The organism is Stenotrophomonas sp. PAMC25021, from assembly GCF_004795795.1.
GTDB lineage: Bacteria > Pseudomonadota > Gammaproteobacteria > Xanthomonadales > Xanthomonadaceae > Stenotrophomonas > Stenotrophomonas muris.
On record NZ_CP039255.1, the window covers coordinates 3,370,312 to 3,392,678 of the forward strand.

Annotated in this window: 23 protein-coding genes; 8 read left to right on the top strand and 15 right to left on the bottom strand. The window is 68.3% G+C overall.

Annotated elements, in window-relative coordinates:
- Position 1: 1 nt before the first annotated feature.
- The gene (locus tag E5790_RS15605; protein ID WP_032958651.1) at positions 2-883 is read left to right on the top strand and encodes a DUF4097 family beta strand repeat-containing protein; all 882 of its coding nucleotides are present in this window, start codon (positions 2-4) and stop codon (positions 881-883) included.
- Positions 884-932: 49 nt separating this feature from the next.
- Here E5790_RS15605 and E5790_RS15610 read toward each other — a convergent pair whose 3' ends face one another.
- The 3 genes from E5790_RS15610 to E5790_RS15620 all read right to left on the bottom strand — a co-directional run bounded on the left by E5790_RS15610 (position 933) and on the right by E5790_RS15620 (position 3,013).
- Complete coding sequence (locus E5790_RS15610; protein ID WP_005410566.1) at positions 933-1,115, bottom strand: hypothetical protein; 183 nt, start codon at positions 1,113-1,115, stop codon at positions 933-935.
- 11 nt (positions 1,116-1,126) lie between these two features.
- Positions 1,127-1,378, bottom strand: a complete 252-nt coding sequence (locus tag E5790_RS15615) for a YkgJ family cysteine cluster protein (RefSeq protein ID WP_005410565.1) — start codon at positions 1,376-1,378, stop codon at positions 1,127-1,129.
- A 273-nt stretch (positions 1,379-1,651) separates the two neighbouring features.
- Positions 1,652-3,013: an Hsp70 family protein gene (locus E5790_RS15620; RefSeq protein ID WP_032958655.1), complete on the bottom strand. Its 1,362-nt coding sequence runs from the start codon at positions 3,011-3,013 to the stop codon at positions 1,652-1,654.
- A 192-nt stretch (positions 3,014-3,205) separates the two neighbouring features.
- Between E5790_RS15620 and E5790_RS15625 the strand changes: the two genes are divergently transcribed.
- A complete protein-coding gene (locus tag E5790_RS15625; RefSeq protein ID WP_049442344.1) occupies positions 3,206-3,541 on the top strand; it encodes a zinc ribbon domain-containing protein YjdM in 336 nt (111 codons plus the stop codon).
- A gap of 7 nt (positions 3,542-3,548) precedes the next feature.
- On the opposite strand, the gene E5790_RS15630 is transcribed toward E5790_RS15625, so the two are convergent.
- Positions 3,549-4,700 carry a tetratricopeptide repeat protein gene (locus E5790_RS15630; protein WP_111207091.1) on the bottom strand — a complete coding sequence of 384 codons (1,152 nt, stop codon included), beginning with the start codon at positions 4,698-4,700 and terminating at the stop codon, positions 3,549-3,551.
- Positions 4,701-4,929: 229 nt separating this feature from the next.
- Here E5790_RS15630 and E5790_RS15635 point away from each other — a divergent pair, with 229 nt between their 5' ends.
- The 4 genes from E5790_RS15635 to E5790_RS15650 all read left to right on the top strand — a co-directional run bounded on the left by E5790_RS15635 (position 4,930) and on the right by E5790_RS15650 (position 7,794).
- Positions 4,930-5,532 (top strand): hypothetical protein, encoded by a 603-nt coding sequence (locus E5790_RS15635; RefSeq protein WP_014647966.1) that lies wholly within the window; start codon positions 4,930-4,932, stop codon positions 5,530-5,532.
- Positions 5,533-5,581: 49 nt separating this feature from the next.
- A complete protein-coding gene (locus E5790_RS15640) occupies positions 5,582-5,755 on the top strand; it encodes an oxidoreductase-like domain-containing protein (protein WP_032958663.1) in 174 nt (57 codons plus the stop codon).
- A complete protein-coding gene (locus E5790_RS15645; protein WP_014647965.1) occupies positions 5,752-6,369 on the top strand; it encodes a DUF998 domain-containing protein in 618 nt (205 codons plus the stop codon). The genes E5790_RS15640 and E5790_RS15645 overlap by 4 nt, the downstream gene beginning before the upstream one ends.
- Positions 6,370-6,447: 78 nt before the next feature.
- Positions 6,448-7,794, top strand: coding sequence for an AcvB/VirJ family lysyl-phosphatidylglycerol hydrolase (locus E5790_RS15650; protein WP_032958666.1), 1,347 nt, complete (start codon positions 6,448-6,450; stop codon positions 7,792-7,794).
- A gap of 124 nt (positions 7,795-7,918) precedes the next feature.
- On the opposite strand, the gene mprF is transcribed toward E5790_RS15650, so the two are convergent.
- Positions 7,919-10,483 (bottom strand): bifunctional lysylphosphatidylglycerol flippase/synthetase MprF, encoded by a 2,565-nt coding sequence (mprF, locus tag E5790_RS15655; RefSeq protein WP_014647963.1) that lies wholly within the window; start codon positions 10,481-10,483, stop codon positions 7,919-7,921.
- 192 nt (positions 10,484-10,675) lie between these two features.
- On the opposite strand from mprF, the gene E5790_RS15660 reads away from it, so the two are divergent.
- A complete protein-coding gene (locus E5790_RS15660; RefSeq protein WP_005418155.1) occupies positions 10,676-11,023 on the top strand; it encodes a RidA family protein in 348 nt (115 codons plus the stop codon).
- Between the two features lie 50 nt (positions 11,024-11,073).
- Here E5790_RS15660 and rnfB read toward each other — a convergent pair whose 3' ends face one another.
- From rnfB to E5790_RS15705, 9 genes are all read right to left on the bottom strand, one after another.
- A complete protein-coding gene (gene rnfB / locus E5790_RS15665; protein ID WP_111207090.1) occupies positions 11,074-11,487 on the bottom strand; it encodes an Rnf electron transport complex subunit RnfB in 414 nt (137 codons plus the stop codon).
- Positions 11,488-11,512: 25 nt separating this feature from the next.
- The gene (locus tag E5790_RS15670) at positions 11,513-12,103 is read right to left on the bottom strand and encodes an HAD family hydrolase (RefSeq protein ID WP_032958670.1); all 591 of its coding nucleotides are present in this window, start codon (positions 12,101-12,103) and stop codon (positions 11,513-11,515) included.
- Positions 12,104-12,181: 78 nt separating this feature from the next.
- Positions 12,182-14,263, bottom strand: a complete 2,082-nt coding sequence (gene metG / locus E5790_RS15675; RefSeq protein WP_014647960.1) for a methionine--tRNA ligase — start codon at positions 14,261-14,263, stop codon at positions 12,182-12,184.
- A gap of 102 nt (positions 14,264-14,365) precedes the next feature.
- Positions 14,366-14,809, bottom strand: coding sequence for a DUF2147 domain-containing protein (locus E5790_RS15680; protein ID WP_032958676.1), 444 nt, complete (start codon positions 14,807-14,809; stop codon positions 14,366-14,368).
- Between the two features lie 418 nt (positions 14,810-15,227).
- Positions 15,228-15,632, bottom strand: coding sequence for a VOC family protein (locus tag E5790_RS15685; protein WP_014647959.1), 405 nt, complete (start codon positions 15,630-15,632; stop codon positions 15,228-15,230).
- Positions 15,629-16,699 (bottom strand): serine hydrolase domain-containing protein, encoded by a 1,071-nt coding sequence (locus tag E5790_RS15690; RefSeq protein ID WP_046431895.1) that lies wholly within the window; start codon positions 16,697-16,699, stop codon positions 15,629-15,631. The genes E5790_RS15685 and E5790_RS15690 overlap by 4 nt, the downstream gene beginning before the upstream one ends.
- Positions 16,700-16,715: 16 nt before the next feature.
- Complete coding sequence (locus tag E5790_RS15695) at positions 16,716-18,656, bottom strand: DUF885 family protein (RefSeq protein WP_111207089.1); 1,941 nt, start codon at positions 18,654-18,656, stop codon at positions 16,716-16,718.
- Positions 18,657-18,750: 94 nt separating this feature from the next.
- Positions 18,751-19,536, bottom strand: coding sequence for a queuosine precursor transporter (locus E5790_RS15700; RefSeq protein WP_032958685.1), 786 nt, complete (start codon positions 19,534-19,536; stop codon positions 18,751-18,753).
- Entirely contained in the window at positions 19,533-20,216 is a 684-nt protein-coding gene (locus E5790_RS15705) for a DUF502 domain-containing protein (RefSeq protein ID WP_014647956.1), read from the bottom strand. The genes E5790_RS15700 and E5790_RS15705 overlap by 4 nt, the downstream gene beginning before the upstream one ends.
- A gap of 76 nt (positions 20,217-20,292) precedes the next feature.
- Between E5790_RS15705 and E5790_RS15710 the strand changes: the two genes are divergently transcribed.
- Positions 20,293-21,609 (top strand): hypothetical protein, encoded by a 1,317-nt coding sequence (locus E5790_RS15710; protein ID WP_111206955.1) that lies wholly within the window; start codon positions 20,293-20,295, stop codon positions 21,607-21,609.
- Between the two features lie 8 nt (positions 21,610-21,617).
- Here E5790_RS15710 and E5790_RS15715 read toward each other — a convergent pair whose 3' ends face one another.
- Complete coding sequence (locus E5790_RS15715; RefSeq protein WP_111206954.1) at positions 21,618-22,334, bottom strand: hypothetical protein; 717 nt, start codon at positions 22,332-22,334, stop codon at positions 21,618-21,620.
- Between the last annotated feature and the right edge of the window lie 33 nt (positions 22,335-22,367).

Here is a 22,367-nt window from a genome sequence, read left to right on the forward strand (position 1 = left end):
GATGACACGAACCCTGATGACCTGCTGCGCCGCGCTGTTGCTGCTGCCCGCGGTGGCCCTGGCTGACACCCGGATCGACGAGCGCCACAACCTGGCCGCCGGCGGCCGCATCGAACTGAGCAACGTGGCCGGCAAAGTGAGCGTGCGTGGCTGGGACCGCAACGACGTGCAGCTCACCGGTACGCTAAGCGATGGCCTGCAGCTGCGCCAGGAGAAGAGTGCCAACCGCGTGCGCTGGGAGATCGAGTATCCGCGTCGCAACAACAACGGCGGCGCGACGCTGGTGCTGAACGTGCCGCGCTCGGTGGAACTGCTGCTGAGTACGGTCAGTGCCAGCCAGGACATCAGCGGCATCGATGTGCGCCGCCTGCAGGCCGACACGGTCAGCGGCAGCCTGAGCGCCTCCGGTCGCAGCGGCGACAGCAAGCTCAATACGGTCAGCGGCGGTGTCATCGCGCGCCTGCAGACGCCGAAGCTGGACGTGAACACGGTCAGTGGCCGCATCGAAGCCGGCGGCGGCGTGTCCGGTGACATCGGTGCACAGACGGTATCCGGCCGGGTCGAGGTCGATGCCGGGCGGGTGCAGCGGCTGGCGGTGGAAACCGTGTCGGGCAGCATCGACCTGTCGGCGGCCGGGCTGGCGCCGGGGGGCCGTATCAATGTCGAATCGGTGAGCGCGTCGGTCAACCTGCGCCTGCCACGCACGGTTTCGGCGCAGCTGTCGGTGAACAGCTTCAGCGGGTCGATCAACAGCGACGCCGGCCAGGTGGAACGGCCGCGCTACGGCCCCGGCAGCCATCTCGATACTCGGCTCGGCAATGGCGACGGTGACATCCGCATCCAGTCGCATTCGGGCAGTGTGCGGGTACGCCTGGATCGCTGAGCGCGGTCCGGCAGGCCGCGGCGGCAGCGCCGCCGCGGTCGGAGCTGGGTCAGCTGGCTTTCTTCAGCGCCCAGGTAGTGCCGAGGACTTCGATCTTGCCACCGGCCTTGCGGAACGCTGCCAGGTCCGAAGCGATCGAATCGCTGCTGACCACGGTGCTGGCGGCCGCGCCCTTGCGTTCGCTGCGGATGCTGTTGCTGGCCTTCGCGGGGGTCTTTGCCTTGCGGGGCATGGTTGCTCCTGTCAGGTGGAAGGGGAGGAAAGCGCCCAGGCATCGGCCTGGCGCAGGTAGTCCTGCCGCTCGCGGCGGCAGTCATCGCCGCCCATCGAGAACTGGCGGCAGATCGCCGGGCGCTGCGAATAGATCGTGCAGCGCAGGTGATAGGGATCGATCGCCGCGCACCAGCCTTCCTCGTTGCGCGCCATCACGGCACGGCCGTGGGTGTCGCGTGACAGGAACTGGCCGGGCACGTGGTCGCCGGGCTGCAGCAGCACGGGCAACCGGCAACAGACCGCGTCACAACGGCGGCAGTCGATGGGTGCAGGTGCTGCGTCAGGTTGTAAGGCCTCAGGGGCCTGGCGGGTGCCCAAAGCGGGTCTCAATGGCGGCTCAGGTGCTGCGCGGACCATGAACGAGCCAGGAAGGCATGGCCGCTAGGCCCGCTGGGCGGGCCAGGCTGCACCGTGGACACACACACCGGCATGGCCGGTGGAAGGGGCAGCAGGGTTCTAGCCGACCAAGAGTAACTTAGACCGCGTAACGTTTTGTTAATCCTGGCTGGCTGCCGCCAGCGCAAGGCCCTGGACCACGCCCAGCGAGGGCTCGCCGTGGACCATGCGGGCGCCCGGGAAGGCGGCCGCCACCGCCTGGCGCAGGTAGCCGGCGCGGGACATGCCACCGGTCAGGAACACGGCATCCGGGTCGCCGCCGATGTCGCTGCGGACCTGGGCCAGCAGCTCGCGGATCTGCTCCAGGTAGCCATGGGCGGCGGCGGCCAGGCCGTCGGCGCTGCTGTCGGCATGCAGGTCGCGGGCGATGTAGTCCAGCGTGCTGCGGTGCTCGCTGGCAGCGCTGAGGGCGATCTTGGCGCGTTCCACGTCACGGTACAGGCGGGCGGTGTTGCCGGTGTCCTGCAGGGCCTGCAGGCGCTCGCCCCAGGGCGCGTCGACATGGTCGTACTTGTGCAGGCGGAATTCGCGCTGGCGGGTCATGTCCTGCACGGTGGCCGCTTCCACGTAGTGGTGGGCCGGCACGCGGGTGATGCCGCGGCCGAACAGCGGCATGTAGCTGGACAGGCTCAGCGCCAGGTCGATGTCGGTGCCGCCGCGGGCGATACCCCAGGCGCGGTGGATGCGCGGGGCGTCGTCGCCGCCGACTTCGGCATGGGCGATGTCGGTGGTGCCGCCGCCGATATCGACGATCACCGCCTGGTGCCGCTCGCGGCTTTCGGCGTGGTAATGCATGGCCGCCGCGGCTGGCTCCTCGAGGAAATCAACCTGGTCGAAGCCGGCCTGGGTGGCCGCTTCACGCAGGATGTCCAGCGCCTGGTCGTTGCCGGCTGCGCCGATCGAACTGCGGAACTGCACAGGGCGCCCGAGCAGGGCGGCGCGCAGCGGCCGGCCGAGCTGGGCACTGGCGGTCAGGCGGATGTGTTCGAGGATGTGCGCGGCGATGCCGGTGATGGTCTGCTTCGCGCGCGGGTGCAGGTTGTAGCCGAGCATCGACTTCGGGCTCTGCACCAGGTTGCCTTCGTGTTCCTCGAAATAGGCTTCCAGCGCTTCGTCGCCGTAGACCGCGTTCTGCAGCAGGTCGTTGGCGCTGCGTTCCTTGCCGGCGCGGGCTTCCATCCATTCCCGGCGCAGCGCGCGCAGGGCTTCGCGGCGCAGCGCCTGCGGCGTGCGTTCCTGGCCGGCGGCGCGCGCCGCGCGCGCGGCGCTGTCGATCATCTGCTGCAGCTGGTGTTCCTGGCCGTCGTCGAGCTGGAAGTCGTCCGGGTCGGGCACCACGCCGGGGAAGTACACACTGGTGCGGAACTGCTCGGCGTCGCCGAAGCGGATCGGCAGCAGTGTTCCCTCATGCACGATGGCGGCGGCGGAGTTGCTGGTACCGAAGTCGATGCCGAGGCGCATGGGGAGTTCCGGGGGCGATCAGGGGCCGCGCACTCTGCTGCAGTTCGCCGCCGACTGCAAGTTCCTGCGGCCTCCCATTCCGTATCGGGAGGCCGGATCGGGTCAAGCCGGGAGCCGGGCGCCGCCCGGAAAAGGGCAGGCGAGCCGGGCGGTTACAATGGCGGCTGTTGATTCACTTTGAGGTACTTGCTGATGTCTTCTGCCCCCGCCTGCCCGCAGTGCACCCTGGAAAACACCTATGCCGATGGCGCGCTGTGGATCTGCGCCGACTGCGGCTTCGAATGGACCGCCGAGGAAAGTGCCGGTTCGACCCTGGTCGTGCGTGACAGCAACGGCAATACCCTGCAGGCCGGTGACACGGTCACCGTGATCAAGGACCTGAAGGTGAAGGGTTCCTCGATCCCGCTCAAGCAGGGTACCGTGATCCGCAACATCCGCCTGGTCGAGGACGATGCCGAGCACATCGAAGGCAACTCGGAGAAGATCAAGGGCCTGGTCCTGAAGACCTGCTTCCTCAAGAAGGCCTGACCGGCCTTCAGCGCCTGGCCTGCTGCTGTGCGCGCCAGCGGGCCAGGCTGTCCAGCTTGGCCTGGTAGCGCGCCTGCTGCGGGGCACCGCCCAGCGCCTGCGCGCGCAGCAGTTCACGATCGGCGCGCCTGAGCTGGCCGGCCAGGAAATAGGCCCGCGCCAGCCCGAAGTGGAACTGGTGTGCGGTGTCGTACAGGCGCACGGCCTGCCGGTAATAGCGGATCGCCTGATCCAGTCGGCCGGCGCGTTCGGCCTCGGCGCCGAGCATGTACTGCGCGAACGGATCCTCGCGCTGCACCGACTGCAGGCGCTGCTCCAGCGCCTGCGCCTGCATGACCATGCCCAGCTTCCGGTACAGCGCGCTGGCGTTGGTCAGTGCAGCGTCCTGGCGGCCGTCCAGTCGCAGCGCCGTTTCCAATGCCCGGCGCGCGGCGGCGGTATCGCCCGTACGGTTTTCCAGCACGCCCAGGTTGTTCCAGGTGGCGGCGAAGCTGTTGTCCTGTGCCAGCGCGGCATTGAAGAAGGTGCGTGCACCCACCAGATCGCCGCTGGCCATGCGTTCGGCGCCGCGGTTGTTGTAGAAGTGTGCCAATGCCCGTGCCTGGCTGATCGGCAGCGGCCCGCGGCGGTCGTACAGCACGTTGCGATCCAGATCGACGGTGGCGAAGCGGCCGGCGAAGCCGACCCCGGCATTGACGTGGCCGACGCTGTAGACCAGGCCCTGGGCCTGGTCCTGGTACCACGACACGACCTGGCCGACTTCCTGCACGCGTGCCTGGATGCCGGCTTCGCGTGCCAGCGCGACGAACATCAGGGTAAAGGCCAGGCAGTTGGCGCGCCGCTGCTGCCAGATCTCGCTGACGGTGAAGGTCGCATCGGCGTCGTACTGCAGGTCCAGACCGTGGCGGTCGAAGATCATCTCCACCAGCGCCTGCAGGCGCTGCTCGCGGGAGTAACTGTGATTGATCACCTGCGTGCGCAGCATGTCGCGCATCGCCGCTGGAATCGCGAACACCTGCTGCGGCGTCGGCATCGCCGGAGTGGCGGTGCTGGCAACGGCCAGCGGCGCGGCCGTTCCCGGATGATCCTGTGCGATCGCGGACGGTGCTGCCAATGCGGCCAGTGCGAGCAGAACGAATCGGGCGGCAGGACGGTACATGACGGCTCCCGGCAGCGGCGGGCGCTCCCGCCTGAGGCGAGTGTAGACCTGTGCGCGCACCGCTGCAGCGACCGTTGGTCGGTCCGCACGTTCATCCACAACCGGTGTGGACCAGCGCTCGGGAAAGCTGTGGACAACCGCGTTGCGGCCTAGTGCGAAGGGCGTTGTGAGGACGTGGTGAAAAAAGCGACAGCTTGCCCGTCAACCGCGCAGGCGGGATGATCCGGGCATGGACTTTTCCCCGCTGACGCTCGCTCCGGCGCAGTGGCAGGCGCTGCAGGACAGCTATGCAACGCCACCACGCGCCTACCATCACTTCGGCCACGTGCGCGCGGTGCTGCAGCACTGCCAGGAGGTTGCCGACGGCCCCGGCTGGCAGCAGCCGGCCGAGGTCTACCTGGCCGTGCTCTACCACGATGCGATCTACGTGGCGGGGCGAAAGGACAACGAAGCACGTTCGGCGCAGATGGCCCTGCAGGCGATCACGCAGGCGCCGGAACTCGCCGCTGTCGATGCCGCCCGGGTCGAGCAGCTGATCCTGCTGACCGCCCGCCATGGCGCGCTCGGCCCGGACGATGTCGATGCCGAGGCCGCGCTGTTCCTGGACTGCGACATGGCGATCCTGGCCGCGCCGGAACCGGTGTTCACCGCCTATGACCGGGGCGTGGCCGAAGAGTACAAGGGCGTGGTGCCGGGCTTCCTGTATCGCGCTGGCCGCCGCCGTTTCCTGCAGGGCCTGCTGCGCGCACCGCGCATCTTCCTCAGCGAGTTCTTCCACCAGCGCCTCGACGCGGCCGCGCGCGACAACCTGCGGCGGCAGCTGGGTCGCTGAGCCAGCCCGCTACACTGGGGCCCGTTTCCACCGATTGCCGCTTCCAACCGTGTCCGTCCCTGATCCCGATCCCCGTCCGCTGCCGCCGGAAGAGCCCGGTCCCAACGAATGCTGTGGCAGCGGTTGCCCGCTGTGCGTGCTGGACCTGTATGCCGACGAGCTGCAGCGCTATCGCAAGGCGTTGGCCGAATGGCAGGCGCGGCACCCGGAAGCCTCCGCATGAGCCGCGCGCGTCCGGCGGCGCTGCTGGCGCTGGCCGCCCTGGTTCTGTTCCTGGTTACCGCGCTGTGGACCCAGTTCGCACGCACCGACCTGGACTGGGTGCGGGCCACGCTCAGCCTCTATCTGCACGGGCCGTGGGGGCTGGCGTTGCGTGCGGCGTACTGCCTGCTGGCACTGGCGATCACCCTGCTCGGCATCGCCCTTTATCGCGGCAGCATCGGCCCGCGGCGCAGCGCGGCGGCGCCGCTGCTGTTCACGGTCTCGGCGCTGGGCCTGGCCACGGTCGCCATCGGTGACAGCTGGCTGCCCGAAGCAACCCCGCTGCTGGCACCGTTCATCCACGGGTTGGCGGCCAACACTGCGTTCCTGTGTGCCAGCGTCGGCATGCTGCTGCAGGCCTGGTACCTGCGCCGCGAACCGGGCTGGCAATCCGCCGCCGGCCTGCTCTGGGGCTGGGCCTGGCTGGCCTTCGTGCTGCTGTGGCTGCACGTGCTGTGGCGTGGCGGGCCGCCGCGCGGGCTGGGGCAGAAAGTGGTGATCGTGGTGATCGTGGGCTGGCTGCTGTATCTGGCGCTGGCGCTGTATCGGCGCAGTCGTCGCGCCGCAGCCTGCTGAAACCCCAACGGCCTGCACCGGTACGTGCCGTGCACGTGGAGGCAGCGTATCGTGTGCGCATTCCATCGGGGCTGCGATATGAAGCGTGCAGGGCTGGGCAGGGTAATGGGCGTGGTGCTGGCGCTGGCCGCACTGCCGGCAACCGCGGCAGCGACCGTGCAGCAGTTCAGCCACGGGCGGTTCGAACAGATTCCGGTGCATATGCCGGCCGGTACCCCGCAGCGGGTGGTGATCTGGTTCCACGAACCGACTCCCGGTGGCGATACCAGCCGTCTGCCGATCGAGGCCCTGCGTGCCGACGGTGCGATGGTCGCCGCCGTGGACATCGCGCACCTGCGCGGCGTGCTCAAGCGCGAAGGCAACCCGACCTGTTCGTTCGGTTCCGGCGATGTCGAGAATTTCTCGCGCTGGCTGCAGGCCTCGCTGCATCTGCCCGGGTACCACCTGCCGCTGGTCGGCGGCGATGGCGAAGGCGCTGAAATGGCCTATGCGCTGGCTGCGCAGGCCGATACGCAGGTGTTCGCCGGCCTGCTCACCACTGGTTTCTGCCCGGACCACAACCACGAGCGCATGGTCTGCGGCGATGGCGTGAAGCGCAACACGCTGCAACCCGCCGAACTGAACTTCCCGTGGTTGAGTGCAGCCGGTGATCACGGCTGCAAGGCGGGCGAGGCCAGCGGTTTCGTGCAGCAGGTGGCGATGGCGCGCGAGTTCAAGCGCACGGCGCGTGGTGATGCCTCACCGGGCCTGGTGGCTGCAGCGCGGGTGATGGGTGCGCAGGCAGGCGTCAGCCTGGCACCGCCGCCGGCCGCGCTGAAGGGCCTGCCGGTGGTGGAAGTACCGTCGACCGGCAACGGCGACACGCTGGCCGTGTTCGTCTCCGGTGATGGTGGCTGGGCCGGCCTGGACAAGGACGTGGCGTCGTCGCTCAACGAGCACGGCGTGGCCGTGGTCGGCATCGACTCGCTGCGCTACTTCTGGAGCGAGCGCACGCCGAAGGGCTTCGCTGCTGACCTGCAGAAGATCATCGATCACTACCGCCAGCAGTGGCACCGCGACAAGGTGATGCTGATCGGTTTCTCGCAGGGGGCCGACGTGCTGCCGGCGACCATCAACCAGCTCGATGCCGATACCCGTGCAGCGCTGGACCGCATCGTGCTGCTGTCGGTAGGCAAGAAGGCCGACTTCGAGTTCCACGTCAGCAACTGGCTGGGCGGCGGCGGCGACGGCCTGCCGATCGCGCCGGAAGTGGCCAGACTGCCGGCGGAGAAAACGCTGTGCGTGTACGGCGACAAGGATGAGGACGCACTGTGCCCGGACCTGCCGGCCAATGACGGTGTGAAGAAGGTGAAGCTGCCGGGTGACCACCATTTCGGTGGTGACTATGATCGGCTGGCCGAGGTGATCCTCAAGGGCGGTATGTAGCGCTTGGTAGACGCCGACCTTGGTCGGCGCTGGGGCTGAGGGCGCCTTGGGGATGAGCGTGTCGACCAAGGTCGACACCTACCGGGCGGCAGGTGGCGCCGGGTATGCCTGGTGGTACGGGGCGTCAGTTGCGCCGCGGGTCCAGCGAGATCAGGCGCGTGGCATCCAGCAGTGCGGCTGGCAGGTGCATGCCGCCCGGCGCAGCGAGATAGCGTGGCCGCCACTGCGGGTCGAACTTCGACTTGAAGCGGCGCAGGCCACTGAAGCCGTAGAAGCGTTCGCCATGCCGCGCCAGCAGGCCGGCCAGGCGGTTCCAGCGGCCGGCCAGGCGATGCTGCGCCAGCCCGGACAGTGGCGCCATGCCCAGCGAGAAGCGTGCATAGCCCTGCGCGCGGCCCCACAGGAACAGCTCGATGAAGAGGAAGTCCATCGTGCCCTTCGGCGCCTCGTTGACGTGGCGCATCAGGTCCACCGACAGCTCGGCACCGGCCGGCGCCTGCCACAGGTTGGCGAACGCCACGATCTGGCCTTCGGCTTCGACCAGTGCCACCGGGAACCGCACCAGGTAATCCGGGTCGTAGCTGCCCAGCGAAAAGCCCTTTTCGTCGCCGGCCTTGTCTTCCAGCCACGCGTTGGAGATCGCGTGCAGGCGCGGCAGCAGGCTGGGAATTTCCTCCACCGGTGCCACACGGAAGGACAGGCCGCCGCGCTTGCCCCGGTTCCAGGCCTGGCGCAGGTCCGCACGTTCGCGGCCTTCCAGGCCGAAATCGTGCAGCGGCACCATCGCTTCTTCGCCCAGCTTGACCAGGCCCAGGCCCAGGTCGAGGTAGGTCTGCCAGTAGGACTCGCCGACCTGGTAGAACACAGGGCGCAGGCCGAGCCGGTCGGCTTCCTCGCGGAAGCGCCAGATCAATGCGCGGGCGACCTCCGGCGGGCCGACCGGATCGCCCATCGCGATCAGCGAACCGCCGTAGCGTTGCATCATCACGAAGCCCTGTTTCGCCTCGTCGCGCAGCACCGCCTTGTCGGCGGTCAGCACCAGGCAGGCCTGGGTATCGGTGGCACCGGCCAGTACCGGCGCCAGTGATTGCAGCGTGGCCTCGTCGGCGGCTGGCAGCGGGCTGCGCGTGCTGTGCAGCAGCCGCGCCAGGCCGAACATCACCAGCGCGATCGCCACGACCAGCAACGCGCGCAGCGCGCGTGGTGCGTTGCCGGATATCGCAAACTGCCACCACAGCTCGTTCTGGTACTCGACATGGCTGTAGGTGAAGAACAGCAGCCAGGTGACCGCGACCAGCACCAGGCCGAGGTTGCGCAGCCACGGCCATGACCAGGCTTCGTCCAGCAGCGCGCCCTGGCGGTAGAACTCGCGACGTGCGGCCCACAGTGCCATCGCCACCAGCACTGCCGAGACGGCGATCAACAGTTGGCCACCCCGCAGCCACAGCGGCAGTGGGGTGATCACGCACACTGCCATCGCCAGCACCCACGCGGCGTGGCTGCGCCGGGCCAGGCCCTGGCCGATCAGCAGCAGTGCGACGCCGCTGAGGCTGCCGATCAGGTGCGAGGTCTCCAGGATCGGCAGCGAGGCATTGACCAGGTGACGGCGTGGCGTCGGCAGCGTGCCGTCGATGACCAGTGCGGCGCCGATGCTGAACACCGCCAGCGCGATGATCTGCGGCAGCCACGGGCGCAGCGCGTTCCAGCCCGCACGGGTTGCACCGGCGCTGGCCTGCAGCGGTTGGCGCAGGGCGGGCGCAAGGGCGAGCAGGGTGGCCAGCACCAGCGGCAGCACGTAGTAGGTGACGCGGTAGATCAGCGCCGCTGCCAGCACCGCCGCCGGTGCCACCTGCGGCAACAGCTTCAGCAGGCTCCACTCGAACACGCCAAGGCCGGCGGGCACGGTCGAGACCAGGCCGGCCAGCACGGCCACCAGGTACAGGCCGACGAAGCCGGGCAGTCCGGTCGGCGTGGAGTCCGGCAGCAGCACGTAGAACGCGGCACTGGCCAGCACCAGTTCGATCACGCTCAGCACGGTGACGCCGATCATGGTGCGGCGGTCGGGCAGCCACAACGCATGGCCGAACACGCTGAACTGCCGTCCATCGCGGCCGACCAGCAGCACGGTGCCGAGATATGCGAGCAGGGCGACGATGCCGACGATGCGCACGGCATCGGGATTCAATGGCAATGCCAACGCTGCCGCTGCAGGTTCCATGCACAGTGCCACGCTGATCAGCAGCCATGCCCCGAACACGAAGCCGAGCGTGCTCATCAGCACCACCTGGCCGATCTGCGCCAGGTCCAGGCCGGCGCTGCGGTAGCCACGCAGGCGCACCGCGCCGCCGGTCAACGCGGCAAAGCCCACGGTCTGGCCCAGCGTGTGCGCAAGGAACGCGGTGATGCCGACTCGCGCAGGGTGCACGCGGATGCCGCTGCGACGCAGGCCGATGGCATCGAAGCCGATCAGGCAGGCGTAACTGGCCAGGCCGAGTACCACGGTGAGCGCGATCTGCATGCCACTGAGCTGGCGGAACGCCTGGCGGATGGCCCGGTAGCCGTGCTCGTCGAACTCGTTGGCCAGGCCGTGCAGGGCCAGGGCGAGGATCAGCAGCGGGATGACGATGGTGGCAACCCGCTTCCAGGCTGGCGTGGAAGGGGCAGTGGTGGAATCGACGGGTACGGTCATCGGCGCAAGGGTGCGGCAGGAGGGGCGAGGGCGGTGTCAACGCGGGCGTGGCGCATCGTGCGCCTGTCATCGTCATTTGACCAGTGGGACCGTCGGAGCCCGGTAGTGACGTGTCGCGGAAGGTGCCCGTGCACCCACCGTCGACCGGATTGGAGGACAATGCAGGCCTGATCACCCGCAGGAGCCACGCCCATGATGGAGCGTTACGACGTCGGACCGCGCATGTCCGAAATGACCGTGTACAACAAGGTCGCCTACCTCTCCGGCCAGATTCCGGAAGACACCAGCCAGGACATCACCGGGCAGACCCGGCAGGTGCTGGCGGAGATCGACAAGCTGCTGGCACTGGTCGCCAGTGATCGCCAGCACGTGCTGCGCGCGGAAGTGTTCCTGGCCGATATCGCCGACTTCGACGGCATGAACAAGGCGTGGGACGAGTGGGTGGTCGAGGGCGCGACCCCGGCCCGCGCAACCTTCGAAGCCAAGCTGGCCCACGCCGAGTGGAAGGTCGAGATCGTGGTGACGGCGGCCGTGCCGTAACTGCGGGATGGGGTCGGATCCCTTTCCCGCGGAAAGGGATCCGACCCCTGTTACAGGGGCAGCAACTCGATGCAGTCCACCGGGCACGGCGGAACGCACAGCTCGCAACCGGTGCACAGATCGGCGATGACCGTGTGCATGTACTTGGCGCCGCCGACGATGGCGTCCACCGGGCAGGCCTGGATGCACTTGGTGCAGCCGATGCAGTCGGCTTCCACGATCAGCGCCACCTGCGGCACCTTGTGTTCGCCACGCGAACGATCAAACGGAATGGCAGGCACGCCCAGTACCTGCGCCAGCGCGCGCGCGCCGGCATCGCCGCCCGGCGGGCAGCGGTCCACGCCCACCTCGCCGCGCGCCATCGCCTGCGCATACGGGCGGCAGCCGTCGTAGCCGCACTGCCCGCATTGGGTCTGCGGCAGCAGGCGGTCGAGGCGTTCGGTCAGGGGCGGGATCAGGCTCATGCGTGGCGAAGGCTGCGCGTCGGGGTTACTTCAGGGGTTTGCCACGGAACCAGCGCTCGTGGGCCAGCGCCAGCATCGGCTTGTCTTCGGAACTGTCACCGTAGGCATGGATGCGCACGTAGCGGGACAGATCGAACTGGCGACGGATGTGCTCGACCTTGCGCGGGCCGCAGTCGCCACCGGCATAGCGACCGGTCAGGCGGCCGTCCTGGCTTTCCAGCCGGTTGCAGATCAGCTGCAGGCCCAGCTGCTCGCACCATGGCCGCAGGTACAGGTCGAGCGAGCCGGACACGATCACCACGGTATGCTGCTGTTCCCTGTGCCAGCGGATCTGCTCCAGCATTTCCGGGCGCACCACCTCGGGCAGGAACTCACGCGAGAAGCCTGCGGCCAGCGTGGCGATGTCATCGCTGTGGCGGTTGCTGAAGGTCAGGCGGGTGACGCGTGCACGGATGCGTTCGGCCGAGATCAGTTTCAGCTTGTATGCGGCCAGCCACGGGCCGACCTTCCACCACGCCTGCGCCAGCTGTTCGGCGGTGGCCACGCGGCGCAGGAAACGGCCATAGGTATCGCAGGTGGTCACCGTGTGGTCGAAGTCGAACAGCGCCAGTTCCATTCCATTGCTTCCCATCGCGTTGCCTCCGCTGGCCGATGCTGCCGGCAGGCGCGGCGGTGGCCGCGCCCGCTGCAGGCATCAGCGGACCGGCATGCCCGGCTGCGCGCCGCTGTCGGCGTCCAGCAGCGCCAGCGCGCCGCCGTCGAAACCGGCCGACAGGATCATGCCTTCGCTCAGGCCGAAGCGCATCTTGCGCGGGGCCAGGTTGGCGATGAACACCACGCTGCGACCGACCAGGGCTTCCGGCTCGCCGTAGCTGCCACGGATGCCGGAGAAGATCTGGCGCTTGCCCAGTTCGCCGGCATCCAGTTCGAAGCGCAGCAGCTTGTCCGAACCTTCCACGAACTCGCACACCAGCACCTTGCCGATGCGCAGGTCGAGCTTGGCGAAATCGTCGATGCCGATATAGGCCGGAGCATCGGCGCTCTTCGCGTCGTCCTTGGCCGGGGCCGGTGTGGCCGGCTTGGCGGCGTCGGTCCTGGCGGCGGGGGCGGCAGCGGCGGCCGGCTGCAGGGTGTCCTTGGAGGCGTCGATCATGGCGTCAATCTTCTTCGGGTCGATACGGGTGAACAGCGGGGTGTAGTCGGTGATGCGGTGGCCCAGCAGCGGCTGTGCCAGTTCGGTCCAGTCATTGACCGGCGCGGCCAGGAAGGCCTCGGCTTGCGCGGCGGTGGCCGGCAGCACCGGCTTCAGTGCGGTGACCAGCACGCGGAACAGGTTCAGGCCCTGGCTGCACACGGCCTGCAGCTGCGCGTCGGCGCCTTCCTGCTTGGCGATGACCCACGGCTTGACGTCGTCGATGTAGCGGTTGGCTTCGTCGGCCAGGGTCATGGTCAGGCGGATCGCCGCAGCCGGGTCGTTGCGCTCGTAGGCTTCACGGATCGGCGCCAGGCCGTCGACGAAGCGCTGGTACTGCGCCGCGTCGGGCAGCTGCGCGGCCAGCTGGCCGTCGAAGCGCTTGCTGATGAAGCCGGCGCAGCGGCTGGCCAGGTTGACGAACTTGCCGACCAGGTCGGCGTTGACGCGGGCGATGAAATCACCCAGGTTCAGGTCAAGATCGTCGACGCCACCGCCGGACTTGGCGGCGTAGTAGTAGCGCAGCGCTTCCGGCTCCAGGCCGGCATCGAGGAAGGTACGCGCCATCACGAAGGTGCCGCGCGATTTGCTCATCTTGGCACCGTCCACGGTCAGGTAGCCGTTGACGTGCAGGCGGGTCGGCGCGCGGTGGCCGGTACCGTGCAGCACCGCCGGCCAGAACAGGCCGTGGAAGTTGACGATGTCCTTGCCGATGAAGTGGTGCAGTTCGGTGGCGGTGCCGGCGCGCAGGTGCGCTTCGAAGTCTTCGCCGAGCTTGCCGCACAGGGTCTGGAAGCTGGACAGGTAGCCGATCGGCGCATCCAGCCAGACATAGAAGTACTTGCCCGGCTGGCCGGGAATCTGGAAACCGAAGTACGGCGCATCGCGCGAGATGTCCCACGCGCGCAGGCCACCTTCGGCGTTGAGCCACTCACCCAGCTTGGCCTTCACGCCCGGCAGGGCGACATCGCCGGCCAGCCATTCGCGCAGGAATGCATCGAAGTGGCCCACCTCGAAGAAGAAGTGCTCCGAATCGCGCATTTCCGGCGTGGCGCCGGAGATGACCGAACGCGGCTCCTTCAGGTCGGTCGGTGCATAGGTCGCGCCGCAGACTTCGCAGTTGTCGCCGTACTGGTCGGGGCTGCCGCAGTTCGGGCAGATGCCCTTGACGTAGCGGTCGGGCAGGAACATGCCCTTGGCCGGGTCGTAGAACTGGGCGACCGAACGGCGGCTGATGTGGCCGGCCGCTTCCAGCTTCAGGTAGAACTGCTCGGTCAGTGCCTTGTTGGCCGCCGAGTTGGTCGAGTCGTAGTGGTCGAAGGCCACGCCGAAGGCGGCGAAGTCACGTTCGTGGCTGGCCTGGATGTTGGCGATGAAGGTTTCCGGGGTGACCCCGGCCTTTTCCGCGGCCAGCATGATCGGCGTGCCGTGGGTGTCGTCGGCGCAGACGAACCAGGCCTTGCCGCCGCTCATTCGCCGCGCACGCACCCAGATGTCGGCCTGGATGTAGCCGACCAGGTGGCCCAGGTGCAGCGGGCCGTTGGCGTAGGGCAGGGCGGTGGTGACGAGCGCGGTACGGGTCATGGTCGCGGGGTGAAGCCGAGGGGAACCGCAGAGTATCGCATGCCCGCAACGACGTGACCCGGCCGGGGCCGGGTCACGGGGATGAAGCGGGGGCCGGGGCGCTTACTCGCGCTGCCAGGTCTGCGCGCGGCAGATGAAGGCGATGCAGCCGGACACGTCCAGCCTGGTGCCACCCGGCTGCAGCTCCATCTTCGACTTGTAGGTCTTGCCGTTGGCCGGGTCGAGGATGGTGCCGCCGGACCACTTGTTGGCGCCATCGGCCTTCAGGTTCCAGAGGATGGTCATGCCCTTCACCGGCTTGTTCCTGTTGGCGCCTTCACATCCATCGCAGACCGGGTTCGGGCCCTTGTCCGAGTGCAGGATGTCGACCACCTTGCCGGTCAGGGTGCCGTTGGCGGCTTGGCTGATCTCGACGATCGACTTCACCTTGCCGGTCTTGTCGTCGATGGTCTTCCAGCGGCCGGCGGCGCCGTCGGCGGCCTGGGCCGACAGGGCGGCCAGGCACAGCGGCAGTGCCAGCAGCAGGGTCTTGAAGGTGTTGCGCATGGTCCCCTCCCAGGGTTCATTCCGGCACGGTGCCGGCATGGGTCGACTGTATACCCATTCGGCGGGGTATGGGGAAGGGGGGCTTTGCAGGGCTGCGCCCTGCACCTGCGGAGGCAGCCGCAACAGCCGGAGCAACAGCAAAAGCGGACTTGCTGAGGGATGGCGGGGCACTGTGGGTTTGCGGGGCCGCCGTAAACCCGTCCCTGGGGGCTTGGTCGCCGCATCCATGCGGCTCACACCCCGCAAACCCACAATGCCCCGCCTTCGACAGTTTCCGGCGATCTGCCGGTGCTGGTGCGGTTGGTGGGTGTCGACCTTGGTCGACACAGATCCATGCCATGCGTGGATGACGTTTCCGGTGGCGGCGATGGGGTCAGATCCCTTTTCCGTCGGAAAAGGGATCTGACCCCCGGGGACGTCAACCGGCTTCGTACAGCTCCAGCGGCAGGTCGTCGGGGTCGGCGAAGAAGGTGAAGCGGCGGCCGGTGTACTCGTCCACGCGGATCGGTTCGCACACTACGCCGTGCGCTGACAGGCGCTGGATGAAGGGTTCCAGCGTGGCCACGCGGAACGCGAGGTGGCGCAGGCCCTGGGCTTCCGGGCGGCTGGGACGGGGCGGCGGCGAGGGGAAGGAGAACAGTTCCAGCTGGCCGCCGTCGGGCAGGGCCAGGTCCAGCTTCCAGGAATCGCGCGCGGCGCGGTGGTTCTCGGCCAGCACGCGCAGGCCGAGGATGCGCACGTAGAAGTCTTTTGAACGTGCGTAGTCGCTGCAGATCAGTGCGGCGTGGTGGATGCCCAGCAGGGCACCGGAATCGGCGGTCATTGCAGGGTGTCCAGCCAGCGCTGGGCGATCTTCAGCGCCAGCGGATAGGGTTCGGGGTCGTTGCGGTTGGTCAGAACGATCACGGTCAGGTGTTTTTCCGGGTGGCGCACGATCACGTTGCGGAAGCCGATGCTCTCGCCGCTGTGCCATTGCACGGGGCCATTCAGCCGCCAGCCGAACCCGTAGTGCGGTACATCCGGTTCGGGCGTCGATGTGGCGGGGCTGAACATCGCGCGGCGCGAGGCCTTCGACAGCAGGCGGTCGTCGTACAGCGCCGCATCCCAGCGGGCCAGGTCGTCCAGCGAGGAATAGATGCCGCCATCGCCGAGCACGGCGCTGGTGGTGCTCTGGTCGGTGCGCCGCCAACGGCCATCGATCCAGCTGTAGCCATAGGCGCGTGCGGCGATGGTATCGATGCCGTCCTGATGGGCCACGGTGTGGGCCATGCCCAGCGGGCGGAAGATGCGCTGTTGCAGGAAGGCTGCGAAATCCTGGCCGGAGGCGCGGCCGACGATCAGTGCCAGCAGCGCATAGCCGCTGTTGCTGTAGTGGTATTGCGTGCCGGGCGCGAAGTTCAGCCGGTCCTGGCGCGACAGCAGGGTCAGCACATCGGCGTCATGCACCTGCCGAGCATCAGCCGGGTCCATCAGGTCTTCGTAGTCGGGCAGGCCACCGGTATGCGAGAGCAGCTGGCGGATGGTGATGGCGGCCGCAGCCGGGGGCAGTTCGGGCAGCCATTGCCGGGCAGGTTGGTCCAGCCCGAGCCGGCCATCTTCCACCAGCAGCAACACCGCCGCAGCGGTGAACTGCTTGCTGACCGAGGCCAGCCGGAAGTTGCTGGCCGCGGTGACCGCCGTGCCGTCCTCCACCACCGCCAGGCCATAGCCGCGCCGGAATACCGGTTTGCCGTCATGCAGCACCAGTACGGCGGCGCCGGGCACCTGGCCGTCGTAGGCCTGCATCAGGCCGTCGATGCCCGCATCCGGTGGGGCCAGCACCGGTGCGGCAACGGTGGCCAGCGGCAGCAGGCCCAGCACGGCGGCGAACAGGGCGACGGCAGGACGCATGGCGGCTCCGGAAGGCTCAGGGTGACGGGGCGGGCGTGGCGCTGGCCGGCTGGGCCATCCAGCGTTCCATCTTGCGGTCCAGCACGTCCAGCGGCATCGAGCCGTCCTTCAGCAGTTCGGCGTGGAAGCGGCGCAGGTCGAAGGCGGCGCCCTGGCGCGCCCTGGCCTTGTCGCGCAGGGCGACAATGGTGGTCAGGCCGGCCACGTTCGACAGTGCCTGGCCAGGCTGGGCCATGACCCGCTCGACTTCGGCGTTGGCATCGTCGCTGCTCATGTCCACGGTCTTCTGCAGGTAGGTGACAGCCTGCTGCTTGCTCCAGCCCTGGGCATTCACGCCGGTATCGGCCACCACGCGGGCGGCGCGCAGCAGGCGCGAGTACAGGTAGCCGATGCGGTCGTAGGGATCGGTGTAGATGCCCAGGTCCTCGCCCAGCGTTTCGGCGTACAGGCCCCAGCCTTCGACGAAGGCGAGATCGCCACCGAGGCGGCGGAAGCGCGGCAGCTTGGCCAGCTCCTGTTGCAGGCCCAGCTGCACGTGGTGGCCGGGGATCGCTTCATGCAGGTACTGCACCGGCACGGTCCAGCGCTTGCGGCCGGGCAGGTCGCGGGTGTTCACGTACAGCACCGCGGATTGCCCGGGCAGTGCTGGCTGGTAGGCAGCGGCAGCGGCGGTGAGCGCACGCTCCGGTTCCACCGCGCGTACGTCCAGCGGCGCCTTGGGCAAGGTATCCAGCACCTGCGGCAGGCGTGCGTTGACCTGCTGCTGCACCTGGCGGTAACGGTTGATCAGCGCATTGGCATCGCCGTACTGGAACTGGCGGTCGTTGCGCATGCTGCGCAGCAGCTTGGTGGGGGTGCCGCGCAGCTTGGCATCCTTCATCACCGTGGCGATCTGCGCCTGCAGTTCCTGCACGCGTTGTTCGCCCAGCGCGTGCAGCTGCGCGGCGGTCTGGTCGCTGGCGGTGGTCTGCACGATCAGGCTGGCGTACCAGGCCTGGCCATCGGGCAGTGCGCCCAGGCCGCTGCTGGCGCGCGTGGCCGGCAGGTATTCGGTGGCGATGAAGCCGCGCAGGGCGCGATAGGCCGGCATGATGCGCAGTTCGATCATGCGCTTGTACTCGGCGCTGATGCGCGCCTTGTCCTCGGCCGGGATGGTGTTGGGCATGGTGCGGATCGGCGACCAGAAGATGCTCTCTTCGGCGGTCGGCTTGATCACCGCATCCAGTTGCGGCAGCACTTTTTCCATCAGGTCGCGCGGCTGTACCACGCCGGCCTTCATGCCTTGGCGCATGTTGTCGATGGCCTGGTCGAACAGTTCGGGAATGCCCAGCGAACGGCGCGACCAGGTGTCGTAGTCCTGCACGGTGTTGAATGGCTGCGCGCCGGCACCGGCACCGAGGATCGCCATGATGCTGCCGATGTTGTAGTACTGGCTGATCGGCATCATCCAGCTCGGGTAGCGCTCGGCGGCCAGCGAGGCGCGTGCGTCGCGCACGAAGATCTCGTAGCTGAGCAGGTCCTGGCCCTGCAGGCCATCACTGCCGAGCTTCTCGACCTTGCCCAGCCATTGCGTGGTGAAGTCGTGCGACTGCTGGCGCCAGGCGGCGGACAGGATGTTGGGCAGCTGGTCGTTGTAGCGGGATTCGCCTTGGAAGGTGGCCTGCAGCGGGTTCAACCGCATCGAGGCATCCCAGTACTCGTCGTACAGGCGCTCCAGCTGTACCTGCTTGGGTACGGCACGGGCCGGCGCCACCGGACGCGGCGCGGCGCGGCGTGCCGAGCTGCCACGCGCCGGTGCGGTGGCGCGGGCGGGCCTGGCCTTGGGCTTGGCAGCCTGGCGGGTCTGCGCGGCGGCAGGGCGGCTGGCCTTCTTTTTCGCTGCTTCGGCCGACGGCACGGCACTGAACAGGAACAACGCGGCGATGGCGGCGGCCAGGGCGCGGGTGGGATGCGGCATCAGGAGCTTCCGTGGAACACAGACCGTGGAGCTTGCACGATCCGGCCGCGTACGGCCAGCGTGAAGGCGCAGTCAGCTTGCCGCCGCTGGGGCTTCAGTCAGCCGCCGCCGCCGCGCGCAGCGCAGCGGCCCTGTCTGCGCCCAGATAGCGGGTGATCGCACGCCGCATCAGGTACAGCAGCGGAATCAGGGCAATTGCAAAGCCCATCTTGTAGATGTAGTTGACGCTGCTGACGGCCAGGAACAGCGAGGTCGGCCAGTGCTGCGGGCCGAGCACGAAGGCGATCCAGATCACCACGAAGCTGTCCACCACCTGCGAGATCGCGGTGGACCCGGTCGCACGCAGCCATACGTGGCGCTCGCCGGTGGCCTGGCGGATGCGATGGAACACCGCCACGTCGATCAGCTGGCCGAGCAGGAAGGCCACCAGTGAACCGGCGATGGTCCACATGCCCTGGCCGAACACCGCTGCGAATGCGGCCTGGTAGTCCGGCACGCCGTGCCCGTCCATGGAGGTGATCCACCAGCTGGCCGGCGCCAGCGAGATCGCCGCGAAGGCGAACAGGAAGCCATAGGCGATCAGGACCACGGCCAGCCACGAGATGAAGCGCACGCCGCGCTTGCCGAAGAACTCGTTGATGGTGTCGGTCATGATGAACACCACCGGCCATAGCAGGGTGCCGGCGGTGAAGCTGAGCGAACCAGTCTGGCCGAACAGGTTCCAGTTCAGCGGATCGATGCCGAGGGTGTCTTCCAGCGCGAAGATCTTCACTCCGATCAGTTCGGCCAGCACCGCATTGCCGCAGAAGAACGCAGCCAGCACGATGAACAGCAGGACCGCGCGGTCCTGCAACGGGCGCTCGATCGGCGCCGCGGTCATTCGCTGCGATCGCCGGCGCGCGTGAACGGAACGCTGGACGGCGCGACGGCGCCGCCGGAAATGATGAAGCTCATGGCCTGGTCGACGGTCCAGTCGGTCGGGGTCAGCAGTTCCACCGGCACGATTTCCAGGTAACCCGAAGTCGGGTTCGGCGTGGTTGGCACGTACACCGCGGCCAGTTCACGGTCGGTGCCGTGTTCCTTGATCACGCGGGTGACCAGCCCGACCGACTTCATGTCGCGGTGCGGGAAGTCGATCAGCACCACGCGCTGGGTGCTGCCCGGTTCGGTCTGCAGCATGTCCAGCAGCTTCTTGGCGCTGTCGTAGATGATGCTGGCCAGCGGAATGCGCTTGATGACCGCGCCGACCCAGCGCAGCAGGCGCTGGCCCAGCACGCGGCGGCTGGCCACGCCCACCGCCAGGATCACCAGCAGGGTGGCCAGCAGGGCGATGGTGTTCTGGATCCACTCGGCCCGGACCCAGCCGAGGTAGTGCGGAAAGCTTGTCGCGATCTGCTCGGAAAGTGGCACCACCAACGGGCTGGAAATGCCCGACAGCAGCACGAACACGAACTTGACCACGACCCAGGTCAGCCAGATCGGCAGCAGGGTCAGCAGGCCGGTCAGGAACAGGCGCTGCAGGGAGGGGCGGGGGACCAGGGCGGGGGCTTCGAGCGACATGTGCGCATTGTAGCGGTCACGGCCGGTCGATTACGCTGGAGAATCGACTGCGGCAACGGCACATGGAAGGGAAGCTGTGTTGAAGATTCTGCGCGGACTGGGTTGGACCCTGGCAGGCCTTCTGGTGCTGGCCATCGTGGTGTGGTGCGCCTCGCGCATGTGGCCGGTGCCGGAATCGCGGCTACAGGCCCAGCAGCGCCTGCAGGCCCGCCTGCCCGTCCACGGCCACAACGGTTTTGCGCTGCTGTGGACGCTCGCGTTCGACGATCTGGACGCGCGCCAGCGCGAACAGGCCCTGGCCCGCGACGTGCAGCGTTGGGAGGCCGATCCGCGCGGCAATGGCGGCGCCGGACCGCAGCTGGCGGAGGACCATGACGCGCTGCGATCACGACCGGCGGCCAGCTGCGGGCCGACCGCCAGTGACTGCCTGGGCCAGGTGCGCGCCGACCCGCAGCGCTTCGTCGATGCCCACGCTGGCCACCAGCAGCTGCATGCGCGCCTGGACCAGCTGGCCGATGCGGACCACTTCGTGTCGCCATTCCGGCCCAAGGGCGACGGCATCCTGGTGCCGATGCCGACCTATGGCCTGATGATCGATGCCACCAGCGCACGCGCGCTGGCCTATGTGCAGGGCGATATCGACGGTGCGCTGCGTGGCAGTTGCAGGGGGCTTCAGCTGGGCCGGCGGCTGGTGACGGGCGGCAGTTACCTGGTGGAGAGCACCATCGGTGCCAGCCTGGTGCAGGCCAATGCCCAACTGCTGGCCGACATGCTGGTCGAACTGCCGGCCGACCATCCGTTGCCAGCGGAATGCGATCAGGCAATGCAGCCGATGCTGGCCGCCGAACAGAGCCTGTGCCGTGCGATGCAGGGTGAGTACGCGATGAGCCGGGCTGCGATCGAAACTTCGGCGCAGGAATTCGGCGGGGTGCTGGTCCTGGATCGCAGCAGCACCCTGGCGCGCGCGGCGGGCAATCTGGGCTGGGCCTGCGGCGCGGCGGCGATGGCGGCGCTGGAAGCGGATCGCCCGCTGCCGGTGCCGGCACCGCCGCAGCATGACTTTGGCTGCCTGTCGAACATCCTGGGGTGCGTGCTGACCGATATTGCCCGCCCGGTCTATCCGGCCTATTCGTCACGGACCCAGGATGCCGCCGCGATGGTGCGGCTGATCGGCGCGCAGCGCTGGCTGCGGCAGCAGGCGCAGGATCCGGTGGATGCGCTGCAGCGCCTGCCTGCGCAGTTCCGCTCGCCGGTGCGGGCACCGCAGCTGTCGGCCGATGGCCGCCGTCTGCAGGTGCCGCGGCGTTCACCGTCGCGCAGCACCGACGAGAGCCCATGGCTGTCGGTGCCGCTGGTGATGGAGAACGCCCCGGCCGCTGCTGCGCGCGATTGAGCAGCGTCTCAGTCGCTGCCCGCCAGCGGATCGAATGCCCAGCCATCACCGATGGTCTGCAGCGTCCAGCGGCGGCGGCTGTGCAGGGGCTCCCAGTGCACGCTGTCCTTGTCGTCCTCGATGCTGCCTTCGCTCCGCTTTACCCTGCCGGTGGAGAAGTTCACGCTCACCGACTCGGTCTGCCCGGAATTGCGCATCACCGAATTCTGGTCGTAGCCGATCAGCGCAAAGGCATCGTCCTGCCAACGGAAGGTAAAGGCGGTCGTGCCCATTGACCAGCTGCCCGCGCTGGCGAATGAAAACAGTGCGACCTTCAGGGTGCCCCGCTGGATGCTGACGCCGCCGTCTTCGAGCGGGTCGCTCATCACCGGATTGTCCGGGCGTGGTATCAGCTGGTGGTCCTGCACCGCCAGCACGTAGCCTGACGGGCGCGACCACGCCACGGCGAGAATGCGCGGGTTGCTGTCGTACGGCGAGGGACCCAAGCCATCGTGCTCGATGACGTTGCGTGGCGCCTGCTGACGCAGCACCAGCACCAGGTCCGCGCGGCCATCCTGGTCGAGATCGCCTTCGACGCTCGATTCAAGTGCCCAGCCCTGGGGGACGAAACCGGCGGCATTGGCCGCCTGGGCCGGCAGCGTCGGATACTGCACCGGTGGCAGGTCGAGGGCGTGGGTGGTGAAGGACAGCAGGGTCAGCAGTGTGGCAAGCGCATACGGGCGCATCGGAGCCTCCATGGCAGGGAGGCCGAGGATAGC